This is a genomic window from Hungatella sp. SB206, assembly GCF_051132295.1.
Lineage (GTDB): Bacteria > Bacillota > Clostridia > Lachnospirales > Lachnospiraceae > Hungatella > Hungatella effluvii.
Genome location: NZ_CP096603.1, coordinates 280,092 through 298,895, shown reverse-complemented (window position 1 = coordinate 298,895; position 18,804 = coordinate 280,092). Strand labels below are relative to the sequence as shown.

The window sequence follows — 18,804 nt, the reverse complement described above, 5'->3', positions numbered from 1 at the left end:
TGACTGCCGTTTTCTCTCGTTCTTTTCCTGTTGTTCCGTTACTACGATTACCTCCCCTTCAACAGCTGCCTCGTATAATCCCCTAACTCTCCCCACAGCAGCTGCTCCAGATAGTTTTCCTTTCTTCCAAAACTGCTGTGATACGGAAGCTTAATCTTCTGAATCCGCTCCTTAAGCGCCTCATGCCCTGAACGGACTAAGTACTCTTCGAATTCCTCCACCTTTGCCACAGACATGCAGTCATCCTTCACCGGCATAAAGACCGTACTGCATACTTCCAGCACGGAAGCGGCCTTTTTCCCAAACTGTCCTAAATCCACCACCACGATATCGTAGGCGCTCTCCTTTGCAATCCGCGTCAGCAGATCTGCCATATCCTCGGCCGTAATCTGGCACAAATCCTCCGGATACCGCACCGGCGGTATGTAATCCAGATCCCCCCAGGAGTAGATAACCGAGCTAAGCCGTACCCAGCTGTAATTTCCCTGTCCGTAAAAATACAGCAGGTCGGACAAATCCGCCTTATGCTCTTCCCCAAACAGCTTTTCCAGTCCGGAGCAGTCTTCTAAGTTTACATAAAGCACCCGTGATTTTCTGGACAGAAGCTGGCCCGCAGTCAGCGCAAAGGAGGTCTTTAAGCAGCGGTTGACAGGGGAGTACACACCGATGATATCACCGACATTCCCAATCGCAGTAAGCGCAGGCTGAATCGCCCCCACACAGTAACATGCCATTACCTCCCGCATGATATTATCGGTAGCCTGATACTTATAGACGCTCGGGTACTGTCCATCGACCGGCACCGTCTCCCCGTCAGCCAGCGTCACCACCCTGGCCGCTCCCAGGCGGTCAATCTCCTCCTTAGGCACAGTACTGTTAATCAGCAGCAATTCAATCTCATGCTCCATGGCATAATTTTTAAGCCTTTCCAGCGTCGTAAACGCCATGACGGTAAAAGGCACCTTTTCCTTCTGGTTTACAAAATCTGCAAACCGGTCGGCATAAAATGGGTCCACGTCGTAGACCGCCATAATCCTGTTTGTCACACCTTCGCTCCTATCCCGGTATCATGATGAATGCCATGGTCCCAAAGAGCAGACAGACTCCCAGAGGGATTACCGCCTCCGCCCCGTCCCTGGCAAAATCATAATAGGCCGTTATTTTTTTTGTATGGTAAATGCGCCTGATATAGGCTGTGAGATGGCTAAATCGCTCGTGAAAGCTGCCTTTCACCATCATCTTCAGAAAAGACCAGAAGGCCCCGATAAGAAATCCCAGGCCGATCGCCGCGGCTCCTGCGGTAAAGCCTGAGTAGCCGCAGATCAGCGCGGCCAGCTTGATATCTCCCGCTCCAATCATGCGGAAGAAAAACAGTGGAAAGAACAGTGCGGTCACCGCCAGCATACGCGCCAGAAACAGCCCGCCCTCTTTTAAATACACCGCCGTCTCCGGAGGCGCTCCAGACTCCACCATGGCAAGAAGTATCCCACAGACCATGGAAATGGCTACCCACCAGTTGGGAATCCGGTGCTCCCGCACATCGTAATAGGCGCCGGCGGCCAACACCAACAGCAAAATCAAATTTTGAGCGATAAAATCCCCCTCTTTCTCTCTTTATATTTTATCAAAACTGGGAATTGTGCCGGAATATCGGCGCTGCAGTCATAAAAAGAATTCTATGACCCTGTGAATCATATCTGCCCTCTGAATGGGGGTAAGAATGTTTCTTAATTATGCACAATCCGAAGCTAAAAGTCAACCTGTTTTCCACAAAAATACTGTATACATTTATTTGCTTTACATAACTGTGAAGCCTAGATAGAATGGACTTTTTTTCCATCTCACCCCCGGCTTTTTTCCACTTCATTTTGTTGACGTTCTCTCCCTAAAATGGTAAAATACAGTTAGTTTATTTTTTTAAACCAAAGGAGGAATTTACATGTTGGAAGCCGGCGATTTTAACAAGCTTTTTCGCGACTGCATGCCGCTGTTTATTGCTCTTGGCGACGAGGTCCGACTTTCCATCATCGGGGTGCTTGCCAGCACCGGTCTCTATGACGATCATGAGACGAACATCGCCGCTTCGCTGGAGGGATACCGCCCCGACGGAGCCCACGGCATGAATGTAAAGGAGATTACGGAGCAGACCAACTTATCACGCCCCGCCATTTCCCATCATTTAAAGATTTTAAAAGACGCCGGACTGGTGAATGTTCGCCGGGAAGGCACTTCCAACTACTATTATCTGACAATCGCAGACAGCACAAAAGAACTCCGCAGACTGGGGACTTATCTCCAGGAACTGCTTTCTTCTGCCAAAGAGCGGCCTTCGCCAATGAATGCAGGCAATTTATGAATATTTTGGTATTTTCCAGATATACTATTTTCTATAGTAGAACTGTTGACTTATTAAAATCTGGAGATGAAATACGATGAAAAACATGATATTCAGAAAACGGCTGGTCCGTTCCGAGGAAGAAAAAAATTTACGCCGGGAGATCGAGCGTTCTAAAACAGCCATTGATTCGGCAAGAAACCATTTTGAACAGGTAGTCGATCCCACGCTGATTGACTGCTATATCTATGAACTAAACGCGGCACAGCTGCGTTATCAGTTCCTTCTGCGCCGCTTCAAGAGCCGGGAGGTATAAACTTTTATCACTGGAGGATAAATATATGAGCAAGTGGTATGAAAAAGGGGTATTTTATCATATGTATCCCTTAGGGTTAACGGGGGCGCCGAAAGAGAATTCCGGAGCCGACGTTACAGACCGTTTTGAGGAAATGGATCAATGGATTCCTCATATTCGGTCACTTGGCTGTAACGCCATTTACATCGGGCCACTGTTTGAGTCCTCCTCACACGGGTATGACACGCGGGACTACCGCACGGTAGACCGCCGTCTGGGAACCAATGAAAGCTTCAAAAACTTCGTTTCCCTGTGTCATGAATCGGACATCAAAGTGGTGGTTGACGGAGTTTTCAACCACACAGGCCGGGAGTTCTTCGCATTTCTGGACATTGCCGCAAACCGGGAGAGTTCTCCTTACCGTGACTGGTATAAGGGCGTGAACTTCGGCTGGAACAGTCCGCTGGGAGATTCCTTTGGCTATGAGGCCTGGCAGGGCCATTACGAACTGCCCTGTCTGAATCTGTGGAATCCCGATGTAAAACAGTATTTATTTGATACGATCCGGTTCTGGGTCGATACCTTCGATATCGACGGAATCCGCCTCGACTGTGCCAATGTGCTTGACTTTGGCTTCATGAAGGAGTTAAGGAGCCAGACCTCCGCCATGAAGGATGATTTCTGGCTGATGGGCGAGGTGATTCACGGCGATTACAGCAGATGGGTGAATGATGAGATGCTTCATTCCGTCACCAATTATGAGCTGCACAAAAGCATTTATTCCGGTCACAACGACCACAATTACTTCGAAATAGCCCATAATGTCAGGCGTCTCGAGGCCATCGGCGGCAGGCTCTACACCTTTGTAGACAACCACGACGAGGACCGGATTGCCAGCAAACTAAACGATCCGGAGCATTTATATCCTGTCTATACACTCCTGTTCACGCTTCCCGGAATTCCTTCCATCTATTATGGAGGAGAATGGGGGATTGAAGGCAGGCGGACAAAGACGAGCGATGATGCGCTCCGGCCTCGTATCACCATCGCAGACGAGGAAAAACTTCACTGCGGCCTGACAGATCTCATTGCCAGACTGGGAACCATTCATGATGAGAATCCTGAATTCCACGGGGGACGGTATCAGGAGCTCCTTCTCACCAACAGGCAGTACGCATTTGCACGGTTCCATCAGGGACATGCCGTCATTACCGCGGTAAACAACGACGGAGCCGATGTATCCGTCGCCATACCATGCCCGGTAAGCGGCACCACAGCGGTAAATCTTCTCGACGGGGAGGAGTATCCCGTTACAGATCAGAAAATCACGGTAACTCTGCCGGCAAACCGGGGGGTTATTCTAAAGATTACGGAGGGCTAAACTTATGGCAGGAAGCAAAAAGGAAATTGGGACAGGATTTATCACGGAAGTGGACCGTTATCTCTTCAACAACGGCAGACATTATGAGATCTTTGAGAAAATGGGCGCGCATCCGAAAAAATATAAGGGCAAAAACGGCATGTATTTTGCCGTCTGGGCACCTCATGCGGAGCAGATCGGTGTCGTCGGCGACTTTAACAGCTGGGACCCGGAGGCAAATGCGATGACGCCTCTGGCCGATTCAGGCATCTGGGAGGCATTTGTCCCTGGCATCGCTGCAGGAGAGCTATACAAATACGCCATCACAACGAAAAGCGGCAAAATCTTATTCAAGGCAGATCCCTATGCATTCAGCGCGGAATACCGCCCCGGCACCGCTTCCGTTACCACCGATCTCTCGGACTTCCAGTGGGGAGACGACGCCTGGATAGATAAACGCGGAAGTGCCGATCCTATGAACGCCCCGATGAGCATTTACGAGGTTCACCTCGGATCCTGGCGCAGGAAAAACAGACCGGAAAAAGACGGCTGCTATACATATGTGGAAGCTGCAAAGGAGCTGGCCGATTACGTGACCGACATGGGATACACCCACGTGGAGTTAATGGGAATCGCAGAGCATCCCTACGACGGCTCCTGGGGGTATCAGGTCACCGGCTATTTCGCCCCTACCTCCCGCTACGGAACGCCTCAGGAATTCATGTACTTTATCAATTACATGCACAGAAAAGGAATCGGCGTCATCCTGGACTGGGTTCCGGCCCATTTTCCGCGGGATGCGCACGGTCTCTCTGAGTTTGACGGGGAAGCACTCTATGAATACGCCGATCCCAGAAAAGGGGAGCACCCGGACTGGGGAACCAAGGTATTTGATTACAGCAAGTATGAAGTAGACAATTTCCTCATTGCCAACGCCATTTACTGGGTGGAAAAATACCACGTAGACGGACTCCGGGTGGATGCCGTCGCCTCCATGCTCTATCTGGATTACGGCCGGGAGAACGGCAGCTGGATTCCCAACCGTTACGGCAGCAATGAAAATCTGGAAGCCATTGAATTTTTCAAGCATTTAAACAGTGTGATGGCAGACCGCGGGAACGGCGCCATTGTCATCGCGGAAGAGTCCACCGCATGGCCGAAAGTCACCGGGAAGCCGGAGGATGAGGGTCTTGGCTTTACCTTTAAGTGGAATATGGGATGGATGCACGATTTCCTGGAGTACATGAAGCTGGACCCGTATTTCCGCAAATACAACCACCACAAGATGACGTTCGGGCTCACCTATTTTACCAGTGAAAAATATATTTTGGTGCTGTCCCATGACGAAGTCGTCCATCTGAAGTGCTCCATGATCAACAAGATGCCGGGCCTTTTAGAGGATAAGTTTGCCAACTTAAAAGCGGGCTACACCTTTATGCTTGGTCACCCGGGCAAGAAGCTGCTCTTTATGGGGCAGGATTTCGGCCAGTTCCACGAGTGGGATGAAAAGGCTGCGCTGGACTGGTACCTGACCGACGAGCCGCAGAATGCCGGCTTACAGAGCTACGTGAAGGATTTACTGCAGCTCTACCGCAAATATCCGGCGCTCTATGAACTGGATTACGACTGGGACGGTTTCCAGTGGATCAATGCCAACGACGGAGACCGCAGCATCTTCAGTTTCGTCCGTTACAGCCGCGATCACAAACGGAGCCTCTTATTTGTCATCAATTTCACTCCGGTGGAACGGCCTGACTACCGTGTAGGCGTGCCGAAACGCGGAACCTATACCCTGGTGCTGGATAACAGCCACGGCCTCTACAAACGGGGCGACAAGGCCCCTGCATTCCGCTCCGTAAAAAAGGAGTGCGACGGCCAGGATTATTCCATCGCTTATTCGCTTCCTGCATACGGAACCGCAGTTTTCCGTTTTTGATAATATTTTTAGTTTTATGTAAATTGTGTGCAAAATATTCAGAACTTTTTACCGGAATATCTGTACTTTTTATGGAATTTGTAGTAAAATAAAAGAACCAAAACTACTACATAGTTTAGACTCAAGGATGGAAGGAGAGGTTATATATGGCAGCAGAATTGATTGCAACAACAGCAACAAAAAAAGTATATCGTGACGGAGACAAGGCGATTAAGGTTTTCAACGCAGATTTCCCGAAGGCGGAAGTATTAAATGAAGCGCTGATTACCGCGCGTGTAGAAGAAACCGGCGGAATTGACGTACCAAAGGTATTGGAAGTCGGTGTATTTGAAGGTAAGTGGTCCATTACGTTTGACTTCATTGAAGGCAAAACCCTCCAGCAGCTTATGGACGAGAACCCTGACAAGCTTCCAGAGTACATGGAACAGATGGTTGATCTTCATCTGAATATTCTTTCCAAACACTGTCCTCTGTTAAACAAGCTGAAGGATAAGATGTCCAGACAGATTCTTGAGACTGAAGAGTTAAGTGATATTACACGTTATGACATGCGCACCAAGCTGGACAGCATGCCGAAGCATACCAAGTTATGCCACGGTGATTTTAACCCGACCAATATCGTCGTAAGAGAAGACGGCTCCATGTGTGTTCTCGACTGGGTACATGCAACTCAGGGTAACGCCAGTGCAGATGTTGCCAGAACCTACCTTCTGTTCTGCTTACAGGATCAGAAAAAAGCGGATATGTACATGGATATTTTCTGCAAGAAGACCGGTACTGCAAAGAAGTACGTACAGACATGGCTGCCGATCGTAGCTGCGGCTCAGCTGTCAAAGAAACGTCCGGAAGAGATTGAATTACTTCAGAAATGGGCGAATGTCTGCGATTATCAGTAAAATGGAACTCCTCCGGGAATACCACCGGAGGAGTTTTTTATTTCACTGATACGTATGCCCTGTTATGTTACTCAATTCTTTGTCAATCGAAGTTTCTGATAGCGGCTTCTTAAATTTTCTGAATTAATATATTCAATTTTATGTTCTCCTATCAATTCACGTATAGCCTTACCGACTGTGTCGGTAACTTTTGTATACCCCATAGCTTCTGCAAGTTCCGAAGATGAAAGCGGACTTCTCTGGCTTAATGTTGCCAGAATTAGATCTTTAATTTCGCTAATGTTCCTGCGTTTTTTCACGCGCCGTTCCGGCTTTTGAGAGGACGCAGGCAGAAATTTGTCCTGGACAGCAAGAATTACAGTAAAATACGTCCTTTCCATATCCGTTTCAAATACTGGCGGCTTTGAACCATTTTGCTGCATTGCACGCAAAATCGTTGGTATCCCCGTATTTCTCCCCTCAATAAGCTTTAATTCTTTCAAAAAATCACCAATTCTGCGGTTTCGGTAGCGACGGGAAATCATATGCCTGTTTCGGATATCTTCATCACTGATCGTCCTGTCCGGGCCCGGCAAACTGGTAATCTCCATTTTTTCAGGAGTAATCGTTACCGTAATGGGTTCGCCAATCTGATAGGATTTGTGATAGACCGCATTCGATAAAACCTCCTCCACCGCCGCATAAGGGTAATTATAAATACGTTCTGCTTCGGCGCGGCCAGGAACCTTTGTAACTTTTTCTTTTATAATATAATTTTGGACATAGCTAAGGGCATCACGCAATTGGCGGTCAAGCGGCCCGGAAAATACTTTTTCAGTCATACCAATCCCTGTCGGATCAGGCTTATCAACAACTTCAATACGTGCATAAGGAAAAAACTCATCCGGCCGCTCATAAAAAAACATAAGCCCAACGTTTAATGGCTTGCGCAATTCACTCGGACCACCAACCAAACGCATATCTAAGGCAAGTTCCGTAACAGGACGCTTAAGCGAAGTTTCGTACAAATCGCTTCCTACTGCATAAAGATACTCTGCAATCAGACTGGACTTTAAATCTGCTACATTCGCTTTAAAATTAGCGCGATCATCAAAAGGAACATTATTGGCCAAAAGAAACAGTTCTTTTTCTTCCAGATTATTTGCCTTAATTGTATTGGAAAGTTTACGAATATAATATGCTTTGTCAGTCCTGACAGCCTTTTCTGCCGGGAATGAGGTTGGGCACTTATATGGACGTGATTCCCCGCCCGGCACCCAAAGAACCAAAATATCCGCACCTTCATAAATAGTCTGCTCAACAATCGGAACATATCGCGGCTCAATCAGATTGCACTTTTGCAGTAATTCTTTATTAATGCGGTCTATGGAATCCGGAGTAAGCCCGCTGACCGGAAACTTCGGCATGCCCTCCTCTTCCTCCACTCCAATAATAATATATCCGCCGCCCCAGTTATCAATGTCGTTAGCAAATGCACAGATGGAATGTAGAATTGGTTCCGGATTCCAATTCCGTTTATACTCAACCCGGGCATTCTCAACAACTCTGCGGTTGATCAATTCCGTTATATTAATTGGCAAGGCCATGCTGATTCCCCCTTTAATACCCCTTTATGATACCCCTTTATGATACCCCTTTATCATACCCTTTTATTATAAGGAGTATGCATGGAAAATTCAAGGTACTATCTGTTCAATTTTTAACTGCCACCGTCGTCTCTCACCTTCAGCACAAACAGCCTCGCAAGATAATCCCCCTGCCGCACTCCCGCCGTCTTAATGCCGCTGGCCTGATCCGACAGAATCAGTCCGTAATTCATGAGTTCATCGCCGTAGCATGTGTATGGAAACTCCGCCATTCCCTGTTCCCGTATCTCATACTCCCCCTCTTCCAGAAGCCCCAAAAGCCTCATCCTGCAAAATCCTGCATTTACCGGCTGCAGAACTCTGAAGTAAGCCGCCAGCGCCTCCCGTTTGTCCGGAGAGACCACGATCCAGCCAGCCTCGCTGCGTTCATTCTCAAAGGGACTGATTAACCGGTAAAAGGTCCCTTCCGCAATCAGTCTGCGGTTTGCCTTCATAAATGCACTCTGGTTCTTCATCTGTTCAAGCTCCGCCTCACAGATTGCCGTTACATCCATCTCATACCCAAAGGTACCGAAATACGCACAGACTGCCCGTGTCTCCATCGGAACACGGCGGTGTGTCTGGTGGTTCGGAGCCGCGGAGACGTGGCTGCCCATGGAGCTTAATGGGTAAACGTAAGAAGTACCGTACTGAATTTTTATTCGCTCCACTCCATCCGTGTCGTCTGAGGTCCATGCCTGCGGCGCATAATAGAGCATTCCGGGGTCGAACCGCGCGCCGCCGCTGGCACACGATTCAAACAGAACGTGAGGGAATTTGCGAATCAGCCGCTCATACAGACGGTAGACGCCCAGAATCTGCCGGTGCATGACGGTTCCCTGAAAGGCGGCATCCCTCCCTGAAGACCACGCCTCAGTGATGCTGCGGTTCATATCCCATTTGATATAGCTTAAATGCCCCCGCCCGATGATGTCCTCCATCAATCCGCCGATATAATCAATCACCTCGTCCTTCGAAAAGTCCAGAACCAGCTGGTGGCGGCCGACACAGCGCGGCCTGTCCTCGCTGCCCAGCACCCAGTCCGGATGCGCCTCATACAGGCGGCTGTCCCGATTGACCATCTCCGGCTCAAACCAGAGACCAAAGGAAAGCCCCATGGCCCGTATTTTCTCCGACAGCCCTTCGATACCGTCCGGCAGCTTCTTCCGGTCCGCATACCAGTCCCCAAGCGAAGAAGTGTCATCGTCACGGCGGCCAAACCACCCGTCATCCAGGACAAACAGCTCCACACCGGCCTCCCTGGCCTTTTCCGCCAGGTTCAAAAGCTTCTCTTCCTGAAACTTCATATAGGTGGCTTCCCAGTTATTGATTAAAATAGGGCGCTCCCGGTCTCTCCACCACCCCCTCGCCAGTCTGGTCCGGAACAGCTGGTGGAACACCTGGCTCATTCCGTTTAAGCCCCTGTCAGAATAGACCAGCACCGCCTCCGGGGTCTGGAAGCTCTCCCCTGCTGCCAGCGGCCAGGAAAATCCCTCCGGATGGATACCAACCATGATTCTCGTTGTCCCCATGGTGTCAACCTCGGCACTGGCAAGAAAATTACCGCTGTATACAAGGGCGGCCGCGATGACTTCCCCCGCCGACTCCCCCGCATCCGGCCTCAGCAGAGCCAGATATGGGTTAAACTGATGGCTGCTGTGGCCTCTCATGCTGTGAACCGACTGTATCCCCTGGTGCAGCGGATGGAAGTCGGGATAACGCTCCCGCCCCCAGGCACCCGCCAGATCGAGCATCGTATAGCGGCTGTCCGGCAGATCGAGGCTCAGACTCATGGCCTGCTCCAGCCGGATTCCCTGGCACCCCTCCAGACATTCAAACCGGGCATTTCTGGCAACCACCGGAAAATCACTGTAAATAGTATAACTCAGCACCAGCCGCACGCGGATCAGGCTGTCCTCTAAATACAGCTCCAGAGAACAGGCTTCCCCGTCATCCTCCACATACGTGGCCGGCAGTCCCTCAAGCGGCTTTTTTCCTGCAAAGATGCGGTGCCCTGCATAGGTAAATCCGGTTATCCTGCTTCCATTTCCGCAGGCAATGCGGTAAGCCGGATAACGCATATCCCCCGTTCCGTACACCGGATACTCCTGCCGCACATGCTCCCTGGAAAATGTATTATCGCCCTCAAAAGGACACGGCGCCATATCTCTCACCGCATATTCCAGCATATGGCCATAGTCTTCCCTGTCGCGAATCCTTTTTCCATAGTACAGCTGCCCGACAGAGCGGTCAGGCAGAAGTTTCATAATATAACTGATTTCCCGGTTATAAAGGTGGAACTCTTCCGTTCTCTCGTGAAAAACAATAGCCATATCCTGCAATCCCCCTCTTTCGTCACTCTGTCACAGACAGGACAGCGCATGTTCCAAATCCGCCTTCAATACGTCTGCGCCTTCCAGTCCGCAGTGAATTCGCAGCACATTCTGATCTGCTCCCAAAAACTGGCACGCCTCCTCATCCTGTCTCGCGTGCGGCATACAGACAAGACTCTCAAAACCGCCCCAGGAAACGCCGATCTTAAACAGCTTAAGCCGCTTTGCCACTTCCTTGGCCTGCTCTGCGCTGCCTTCTATCTCAAAACTCAACAGCCCCGTATTTCCGCTCTGCTGCCGCTTCATCAGCTCATACTGCGGATGGGATAAAAGTCCCGGATAATAGACCTTTCTCACCTTCGGATGGTTCTCTAAAAACGCCGCTATATCCATGGCTGTCGCCTGATGGCGTTCCACACGCACCTCCATCGTCCGCAGACCGCGTATGATCAGCCATGCCTCCATCGGACCGATGATTCCTCCAAAGAGCTCCCTCTGCTGTCTCAGGCGCGCCATAAGCTCCTCGTCCTTCACGGCGAGAACACCTCCAATAATATCGCTGTGTCCGCCCATATACTTGGAGGTGGTGTGCATCACAATATCAGCCCCCAACTCCAGCGGCTTCTGGTAAATCGGCGTACAGAAGCTGTTGTCAATATAGACGTAAGCGTGGTGTTTCCTCGCTGTCCCAGACACCGCCTGAATGTCCTGAAGGGACAGTACGACAGAAGAAGGGCTCTCCAGGATAATCAGATCCGTCTGATCCGTAACGGCATTTTCAAATTCCTCCGGCTCATCCCCTTTTACATAGGTGACGCTCATATCCAGGTGTTCCCTGCAGTATTCATTGAGAAATGTCTTTAATGGTCCATACGCATTCCGGATACAGACCACATGGCTCTTTGTTTTACAGACAGTGAGAACCGCCGTCGTAGCCGCCGCCATGCCAGAGGCAAACGCCAGTGCGCCGGTCCCGTGCTCCAGAGCCGCCACCTTGTCCTCCAGAATCCGCACCGTCGGATTCTGCACTCTCCCATAACAGTATGTATGTTTGTCCGTCTTGTCACTGTCATAGTAATCATCAATGGTCTCAAATACATTGAGTGAATTCATAAAAATCGGAGGAACAACGGCATTATAATAATGCTCATATTCCTCCCCATAATGGGCTGTCACCAGCTTATCACTTTTTAAATACTCCGATTGATCTGTCATTTCATATCCCCTTTCCAACACCTATATGCTATGTGATAGGTTTACGCAGGAGAGCACGAATTTCCTTCTTTGCCGCCCCCTGAAGCCTTATCCGATTTCCCTTACCGCTGTTGTCTGATATCTCTGTAAACTGCCTCTAAAAGCTTGTCATTGATGGACTGGGCCTTCCTTACATTCTTTTCACAGATAGCCTCATAAAGTTCCTCATGGAGCGGAATACTCTCCAGAAACGGGTCCTCCATATTAAGAGGGAACTCCCAGAACTTCTCCATCACATTGTTTAAGGACAGGATCAGCTGATACATCACCTGGTTATGGCAGAGCCGGTAGATGGTATAGTGGAATTTCTTGTCCTCCGCCGTCTGCTGCAGGCCTCTCCGGTATTTGCTCATCAGTATATCCTTAATTTCTCCCAGCTCCTTTAACTCCTCGTCGGTGATGGTGTGAATCAGCATCCGCAGAATCTCCCGTTCCATTATCTTGCGCACTTCCAGCGCTTCCAGAAGACGTTCCTTTTCCTGTGTGAAATCAATGACCTGTACACCGTCGGCATCCACCAAACCACCCACATAGGCGCCTTTCCCATTCTGAATCTCCAGAATCCCCCTGGCTTCCAATGTCTTCATGGCCTCCCTCAGGGAAGTCCTGCTGACCCCCATCATGGCCAGCAGGTTCTCCTGCGAGGGAAGTTTGTCCCCCGGATTTAAATCATGTTCTCTGATATAATCCAGAATAAACCGTATGATCTCGGACTGGAGGGAAGTCCTCTTTATCTTATTAACCATCGTGCTCTCTCTCTTAAAATAATATTTTTTTAACCATATCATAATAAACAGAGACTGTCAATCAACACCCTTTGCACCAGTGCCTTCCGGCGTATTTACCCCGAAAGGTACTAGTTCAAAAGATGGCAGGAAACGTAATGTCCCGCCTCGATTTCCCTAAGCTGCGGTGTCACGCTGCGGCATTGTTCCGTGGCGTATTTACACCGTTTCTCAAATCTGCATCCCTCCTTGCAGTTGATCGGACTTCCCACCTCGCCTTCCAGCGGAATCAGTGTCTTCGAGCGCTCAAATTCGGGATCTGGTACGGGAATTGCCGACAGCAGTGCCTTCGTATATGGGTGCTGCGGATTCCGGTACAGCTCCGCGCTGGATGCCAGCTCCACGATATGTCCCATGTACATGACGCCCACCCGGTCGGATATGTGTTTCACCATGGATAAATCATGGGCAATAAAGAGGTACGTCAGCCCCAGCTCCTTCTGGAGGCGCACCAGCAAATTGACCACCTGAGCCTGGATCGACACATCCAGAGCCGAAATGGGTTCATCACAGACGATAAACTTCGGGTCCACGGCCAGCGCCCTGGCAATGCCGATTCTCTGACGCTGTCCGCCGGAAAATTCGTGAGGGAAGCGGTTCGCATGCTCCTTGTTGAGCCCCACCAGGCTTAACAGCTCATGCACCCGCTCCATCCGCGCCTTACCCGGATATAAATCATGGTTCTTCATGCCCTCCGCCACGATGTCGCCCACCGTCATTCGCGGGTCTAAGGAGGCGTAAGGATCCTGGAAAATGATCTGGGCGTTCTTTTTAAACCATTTTATCTCATCCTTCGTCTTTAACTGGCTCACATCTCTTCCGTCAAACTCGATAGTCCCTGAAGTGGCCGGATACAGCTTTACGACGGTTCGTCCGCAGGTCGTCTTGCCGCATCCCGACTCCCCCACCAGCCCCAGGGTCTCCCCGGCGCAGATGTCGAATGACACGTCATCCACCGCCTTTAAAATCCCCTTTTTCCGCACCTGAAAATACTTCTTTAAATGTTCCACATGGACCATGGGTTTCTGATTATCTTTATCCATCCCTGTCATGATTCAAAAACCCTCCTTATATAATCGTAACGATCACTCGCACGCTCTGCGCACGAGTCACCGTGGCAATCAAATGCCTCCCTGGCCATCGGATGATGGAGCCAGCAGGCTGCCTTATGGGTATCTGACACCTCCGTATATTCCGGCGGCGCCTGACGGCAGATTTCCATGCAGTACTTGCACCTTGTGGCAAATCCGCAGCCCTTCGGCGGCGATATGAGATCCGGCGGTGTCCCCGGAATTACCTCCAGCTGCGCCTTGTTCTCCACATTCAGCCTGGGTACCGCGTTTAACAGGGCATTGGTGTACGGGTGCTGCGGCGCATTGAAAATGTCGAAGACATTGCCATATTCCACAATGCATCCCGCATACATAACCGCGATCGTATCCGCCATACCGGCCACAACTCCCAGATCGTGGGTAATCATGATAACCGATGTATTGTTTGCTTTCTGTATCTCCTTCAGCAGTCCGATGATCTGCGCCTGAATCGTAACATCCAGCGCCGTAGTCGGTTCATCCGCAATCATCAGCTTCGGATTGCAGGCCAGCGCGATGGCGATCACCACTCTCTGACGCATTCCGCCTGAAAATTCATAAGGATACTGATGCACTCTCTCATCCGGATTGGGAATATCCACCTTTTTAAGCAGCTCCACGGCCCTCTGCATGGCTTCCCGTTTTCCCACCTTCTGGTGTTCCACGATGCTCTCCATAATCTGCCGCCCGATCTTCATGGTCGGATCCAGAGATGTCATGGGATCCTGGAAGATCATGGCCGCATCCTTGCCTCTGTAATCCTGCCACTGTTTTTCCGTAAACCTTAAAATATCCGTGCCTTCAAATAAAATGCTGCTCTCCTTCTTTACCTCTCCCGGGGGTGAGGCGATCAGCCCCATAACCGCCTTGGAAGTCACCGTTTTACCGCTTCCGGACTCTCCGACGATTGCCATGGTCTTTCCAGCGTCCAGCGTAAAATCCACGCCCCGGACCGCCTGTACCTCCCCGGCATATGTATGAAATGAAACCTTTAAATTCTTAACCTCAAGTAATGGTTGACTCATAGGTGATGCCTGCCTTTCCTCTATTATTCACAAACAGTGCTACTGGCGCAGTTTCGGATCAAATGCATCCCTGAGTCCATCGCCCAGCAGGTTAAATGCCAGCATGGTCACAGAGATTGCCAGCGCCGGGAAAATCAGCTCATGAGGATAGTAGGACATCTGCTGCTGGCCCAATGCGGCCATAGCACCCCAGCTTGTCAGCGGCGGCTGGATTCCCATACCTACGAAGCTTAAAAACGCTTCCGCAAAGATAAAGGATGGTATGGAAAAGGTTGTATTGATAATAATCAGGCTCAATGTATTGGGAAGCAGGTGCGTTACGATGATCTGAAGAGGAGGCGTTCCCAGCGCCCGGGCTGCCAGAACGTATTCGCTCTCCTTCAGTTCCAGCACCTGTCCCCTCACGATTCGCGCCAGATTCGTCCAGCTTGTGATACACAGTGCGATCAGCAGGGAGGTCATGCCCTTTCCCAGCACCACGGACATGATAATAACCACCACCATGTACGGCACTCCCACCAGGATTTCCACGATTCTCATCATGATATCGTCCACAAGACCGCCGCAGTATCCGCTGATGCCGCCATATAAAACGCCGATGACGAGTGACACGATTGCGCCCACGATACCAATCGTTAAGGAGATTCTTCCCCCCATCCAGATTCTCGCGAAGATATCCCGTCCCAGATCATCCAGTCCGAACCAGTGCTGCAAGGAGGGCGTCTGATTCGTAAACTCAATATTCTGCTCATCAAACGGGTGGGGATAAATATACGGCCCTATGGCGCACATCACCAGAATTAACAAGAGCACCACCAGGCTAATCATAGCTACTTTATTCTGTTTTAATCTCCGGACCGCGTCCTGCCAGTAAGAAATACTGGGGCGCACCACGGACTCTGATTTCTGTTCATCCACCCCGACACGCCGGAATAGATCCTTTGTTACTGTCATTTCATTTCCCTGTTCCATGGCTCTCCTCCTTACTTTCCTTCAATGATGCCCTTACGGACTCTCGGGTCAACGATTGCATATAAAATATCCATCACGACAATCGAAAGAATGAAGATGAAGGAAAAGAATATGGTCGTAGCCAGAACCATCGGGTAATCGCGGCCATTGACGCTGTCCACGTAGTAACGGCCCAGACCCGGTATGGAGAAAATTCTCTCGATCACGAAGGACCCCGTCACGATTCCCGCCACCTGCGGCGCCACGATCGAAATAATCGGAGTGATACTGTTGCGGAGCACGTGGCGTGTAATGATTTTCCAGTTGGACAGCCCCTTGGCCTTGGCCAGCAGGATATAGTCAGAGCTCAGCACATCCAGCACCGAGGACCGCATAAACCGCGAATACGTAGCCAGGCCGCCGATCGATGCCGCCAGCGTCGGCAGCGCCGTATAACGGAAAATTTCGGGAATCTTCATCCCCGGAGACACCCAGCCGACAATTGGAAAATAATCTCCGCCGCCGTATTTCTGGAGCAGGGCGGCAAAAACGAAGCTTGGGATGGATACCCCCACGATGGCGATAAATATCGTAATGAAATCGATCCACGTCCCCCGGTGAAAGGCCGCCAGAATTCCCAGAAGCAGACCTAGAACCAGCCCTAACACCACGGCCTGAATCCCCAGCCTTGCAGAAGCCGGAAAACGGTCCTTAATAATCTGATTCGCAGTAAGACCCGGAGTCTTATAAGACTCTCCCAATTCTCCGTGAAGAAGATTCTTCAAATAAATAACATACCGTTCCCCCATCGGCTTATCCAGCCCCCAGCGGGCCTTTAGGTTCTCCACCACAGCCTCGGGAAGCACCTTGGTGTCCGCCTGCATCGGATCGCCCGGTATGACGCTGACCAGGAAGAAGGTTATTGTCAGAATTACCCAGAGTGTAACAATCATATAACCTATCTTCTTCAAAATATACTTTACCATCTTGAACCTCCCATCCTGTTTCTGACTCATGCGTTTCGTCGTAATCCATCTGCCGTAATCCATCTGCCGTAATCCATTGATTCATGCCGTGCAGTAATAGTCAGGCGCACAATGCGGGGCAGTAAATACCTGCCCCGCATTGTCAAAGTCCATGTTCCTGTCTCTTAATCCTATTCTACATATGCACTTTTCAGTTCGATTGCCGGGCCGCCGGCTCCATTAATATAGAAGCCCTTCACGCTGCTCTTTGCCACATTCTTGTCGTATGTAAAGGTAATCGGCGCCAGACCACAGTGTTCCACTGTGATAATCTTTTCTGCCTCTGCAAATTTCTCGCCGCGCACCTTCATATCGGATTCCGTTTTGCACGCCTCCACCAGCTCATCATACTTCGCATCGGAGAAGAATGCCGGGTTGTTGCCGTCGCCAGTCATATAGCACTGCATAAATGTCATCGGATCATTATAGTCAGCACCCCATCCGGTCTGGCATACCTGATACAGCCCCTTGGATACCTGGTTATTAAAGGATGAGTTGTCGGATGCCGTATCGATCTTAACAATCACGCCAAGCTTTGTCTGCCACTGGTTCTGGTAATACTCTGCCTGAACCTTCGTATCATTATCAGAGTTCTTCTGAAGGAACGTCACAGTAATCTGCTCTCCCTCTTTCCCGATCTCCTTTAAGCCTTCCTCCAGCAGAGCCTTCGGATCCTGAGCCAGAAAATCCTTCATCGGCTCCGGATAGATATCGCGGAACAGTTCTTCGCCGATACTTAAACCGTAAGGAATCATGCCGTAAGCGGCCTGGTCCTTCTTCATAACATTTTTAACGAGAGATTCCCTGTCCAGCGCTATGGAAAATGCCATACGGATCTTCTCATTTGTAAAGATACCATTGGGATCTTCATTATTAAAGCAGATATAGCTGTATCTCGGCTGCGGTCCCTCTAAGAGCTGAACCTCGCCGCCGTCGATTTTTGCCTTTAACGTATCTGCATACTCGCTGCGGACCTTTCTTAAGATATCAAGCTGACCCTGATTAAACATCTGCTCTCTCGTATTCTCGTCCTGTGCCAGTACCATGTTGACAGTTTCCAGCTTTACATTTGCCGCATCCCAGTAATTCGGGTTCTTCTTCAGCACGATCCTGGAACCGCGGACCCACTCTGATGCATAGAATGGACCTGAGCTGCTGAGTTCTTCTGCCGTCGCACCGTAGGAAGAGTTCTTCTCGCCCTGCGTCTTGGATTCCGGAACCGGAGTCACATTGGCAAATGTCATCAGCTGTAAGAAATATGGAAGCGGTTCTATCAGGGTGATTTCCAGCGTCTTGTCATCAACCGCCTTCGCCGCTACATCTTCCTTGCTCCCCTTACCCGTATTGAAATCCTCTCCGCCTTTGATGCAGTAGAAGATTCCAGCATTGTGGCAGTTGACTTCCGGATCAAAAATTCTTCGAATGGAGTTTACATAATCCTGAGCTGTTACGGCGGTACCGTCGGAATACTGATTGTCTCTCAGCTTAAAAGTCCATACCAGTCCGTCATCGGAGGTCTCCCAGCTCTCTGCGCCCCCAGGCGTTACTTTTCCGTCCATCAGACGGATCAGCGTCTCCTGAATCTCCAGCACAATTGCATTCTTCTGCTCGTCATCGGAACGGCCCGGATCCAGCGTATCCGGATCACTGAACATTGGAATAGTCACCACCTGTTCCACAGCACCCGCAGGCGCTTCTTCTGCCTTTGTTTCGCCTCCGGCCTTTGTCTCACTGCCCGCTGCAGTCGTCTGTGCACCGGTCGTATCCGGTGTAGATGTCTTGGAACTGCCGCACGCGGTTAAGGATGCCGCCATCAATGTTGCCAGACATAAAGCTAACCATCTTTTTTTCATAAAATCCTCTCCTTCTCTAAAACATTTTAAGCAATTAACA

16 protein-coding genes are annotated in these 18,804 nt (G+C 50.1%); 5 read left to right on the top strand and 11 right to left on the bottom strand.

What is annotated here, in order from left to right; translation table 11 throughout:
* Positions 1-47: 47 nt before the first annotated feature.
* A complete protein-coding gene (locus tag M1L66_RS01290) occupies positions 48-1,031 on the bottom strand; it encodes a hypothetical protein (protein WP_117632737.1) in 984 nt (327 codons plus the stop codon).
* A gap of 25 nt (positions 1,032-1,056) precedes the next feature.
* Complete coding sequence (locus M1L66_RS01285; protein WP_434690410.1) at positions 1,057-1,581, bottom strand: A24 family peptidase; 525 nt, start codon at positions 1,579-1,581, stop codon at positions 1,057-1,059.
* Between the two features lie 358 nt (positions 1,582-1,939).
* Here M1L66_RS01285 and M1L66_RS01280 point away from each other — a divergent pair, with 358 nt between their 5' ends.
* The 5 genes from M1L66_RS01280 to M1L66_RS01260 all read left to right on the top strand — a co-directional run bounded on the left by M1L66_RS01280 (position 1,940) and on the right by M1L66_RS01260 (position 6,822).
* A complete protein-coding gene (locus tag M1L66_RS01280; RefSeq protein WP_117632659.1) occupies positions 1,940-2,356 on the top strand; it encodes an ArsR/SmtB family transcription factor in 417 nt (138 codons plus the stop codon).
* A gap of 76 nt (positions 2,357-2,432) precedes the next feature.
* Positions 2,433-2,651 (top strand): YaaL family protein, encoded by a 219-nt coding sequence (locus M1L66_RS01275; RefSeq protein ID WP_002605693.1) that lies wholly within the window; start codon positions 2,433-2,435, stop codon positions 2,649-2,651.
* Positions 2,652-2,676: 25 nt separating this feature from the next.
* On the top strand, positions 2,677-4,011 hold the full coding sequence (locus tag M1L66_RS01270; RefSeq protein ID WP_110323693.1) for an alpha-amylase family glycosyl hydrolase: 1,335 nt from the start codon (positions 2,677-2,679) through the stop codon (positions 4,009-4,011).
* Positions 4,012-4,015: 4 nt separating this feature from the next.
* Entirely contained in the window at positions 4,016-5,926 is a 1,911-nt protein-coding gene (glgB, locus tag M1L66_RS01265; RefSeq protein ID WP_434690407.1) for a 1,4-alpha-glucan branching protein GlgB, read from the top strand.
* A gap of 146 nt (positions 5,927-6,072) precedes the next feature.
* Positions 6,073-6,822 carry a phosphotransferase family protein gene (locus tag M1L66_RS01260; protein WP_187023385.1) on the top strand — a complete coding sequence of 250 codons (750 nt, stop codon included), beginning with the start codon at positions 6,073-6,075 and terminating at the stop codon, positions 6,820-6,822.
* A 71-nt stretch (positions 6,823-6,893) separates the two neighbouring features.
* Here the strand turns inward: M1L66_RS01260 and M1L66_RS01255 are convergent, their stop codons facing one another.
* The 9 genes from M1L66_RS01255 to M1L66_RS01215 form a co-directional block, all read right to left on the bottom strand.
* Complete coding sequence (locus tag M1L66_RS01255) at positions 6,894-8,408, bottom strand: RNA-binding domain-containing protein (protein WP_434690403.1); 1,515 nt, start codon at positions 8,406-8,408, stop codon at positions 6,894-6,896.
* A 113-nt stretch (positions 8,409-8,521) separates the two neighbouring features.
* Positions 8,522-10,780: an alpha-galactosidase gene (locus M1L66_RS01250; RefSeq protein WP_434690401.1), complete on the bottom strand. Its 2,259-nt coding sequence runs from the start codon at positions 10,778-10,780 to the stop codon at positions 8,522-8,524.
* Positions 10,781-10,810: 30 nt separating this feature from the next.
* Positions 10,811-11,995 carry a trans-sulfuration enzyme family protein gene (locus M1L66_RS01245; protein ID WP_002605699.1) on the bottom strand — a complete coding sequence of 395 codons (1,185 nt, stop codon included), beginning with the start codon at positions 11,993-11,995 and terminating at the stop codon, positions 10,811-10,813.
* A 101-nt stretch (positions 11,996-12,096) separates the two neighbouring features.
* A complete protein-coding gene (locus M1L66_RS01240) occupies positions 12,097-12,780 on the bottom strand; it encodes a FadR/GntR family transcriptional regulator (RefSeq protein ID WP_187023383.1) in 684 nt (227 codons plus the stop codon).
* 110 nt (positions 12,781-12,890) lie between these two features.
* The gene (locus M1L66_RS01235; protein WP_279288701.1) at positions 12,891-13,871 is read right to left on the bottom strand and encodes an ABC transporter ATP-binding protein; all 981 of its coding nucleotides are present in this window, start codon (positions 13,869-13,871) and stop codon (positions 12,891-12,893) included.
* Positions 13,868-14,935 (bottom strand): ABC transporter ATP-binding protein, encoded by a 1,068-nt coding sequence (locus M1L66_RS01230; RefSeq protein WP_243270390.1) that lies wholly within the window; start codon positions 14,933-14,935, stop codon positions 13,868-13,870. Before M1L66_RS01230 ends, M1L66_RS01235 begins: the two co-directional genes overlap by 4 nt.
* Before the next feature lie 39 nt (positions 14,936-14,974).
* Positions 14,975-15,907, bottom strand: coding sequence for an ABC transporter permease (locus tag M1L66_RS01225; RefSeq protein ID WP_187023382.1), 933 nt, complete (start codon positions 15,905-15,907; stop codon positions 14,975-14,977).
* A gap of 11 nt (positions 15,908-15,918) precedes the next feature.
* Positions 15,919-16,872 (bottom strand): ABC transporter permease, encoded by a 954-nt coding sequence (locus M1L66_RS01220; protein ID WP_055659830.1) that lies wholly within the window; start codon positions 16,870-16,872, stop codon positions 15,919-15,921.
* Between the two features lie 170 nt (positions 16,873-17,042).
* On the bottom strand, positions 17,043-18,764 hold the full coding sequence (locus tag M1L66_RS01215; protein WP_434690395.1) for an ABC transporter substrate-binding protein: 1,722 nt from the start codon (positions 18,762-18,764) through the stop codon (positions 17,043-17,045).
* Positions 18,765-18,804 lie beyond the last annotated feature (40 nt).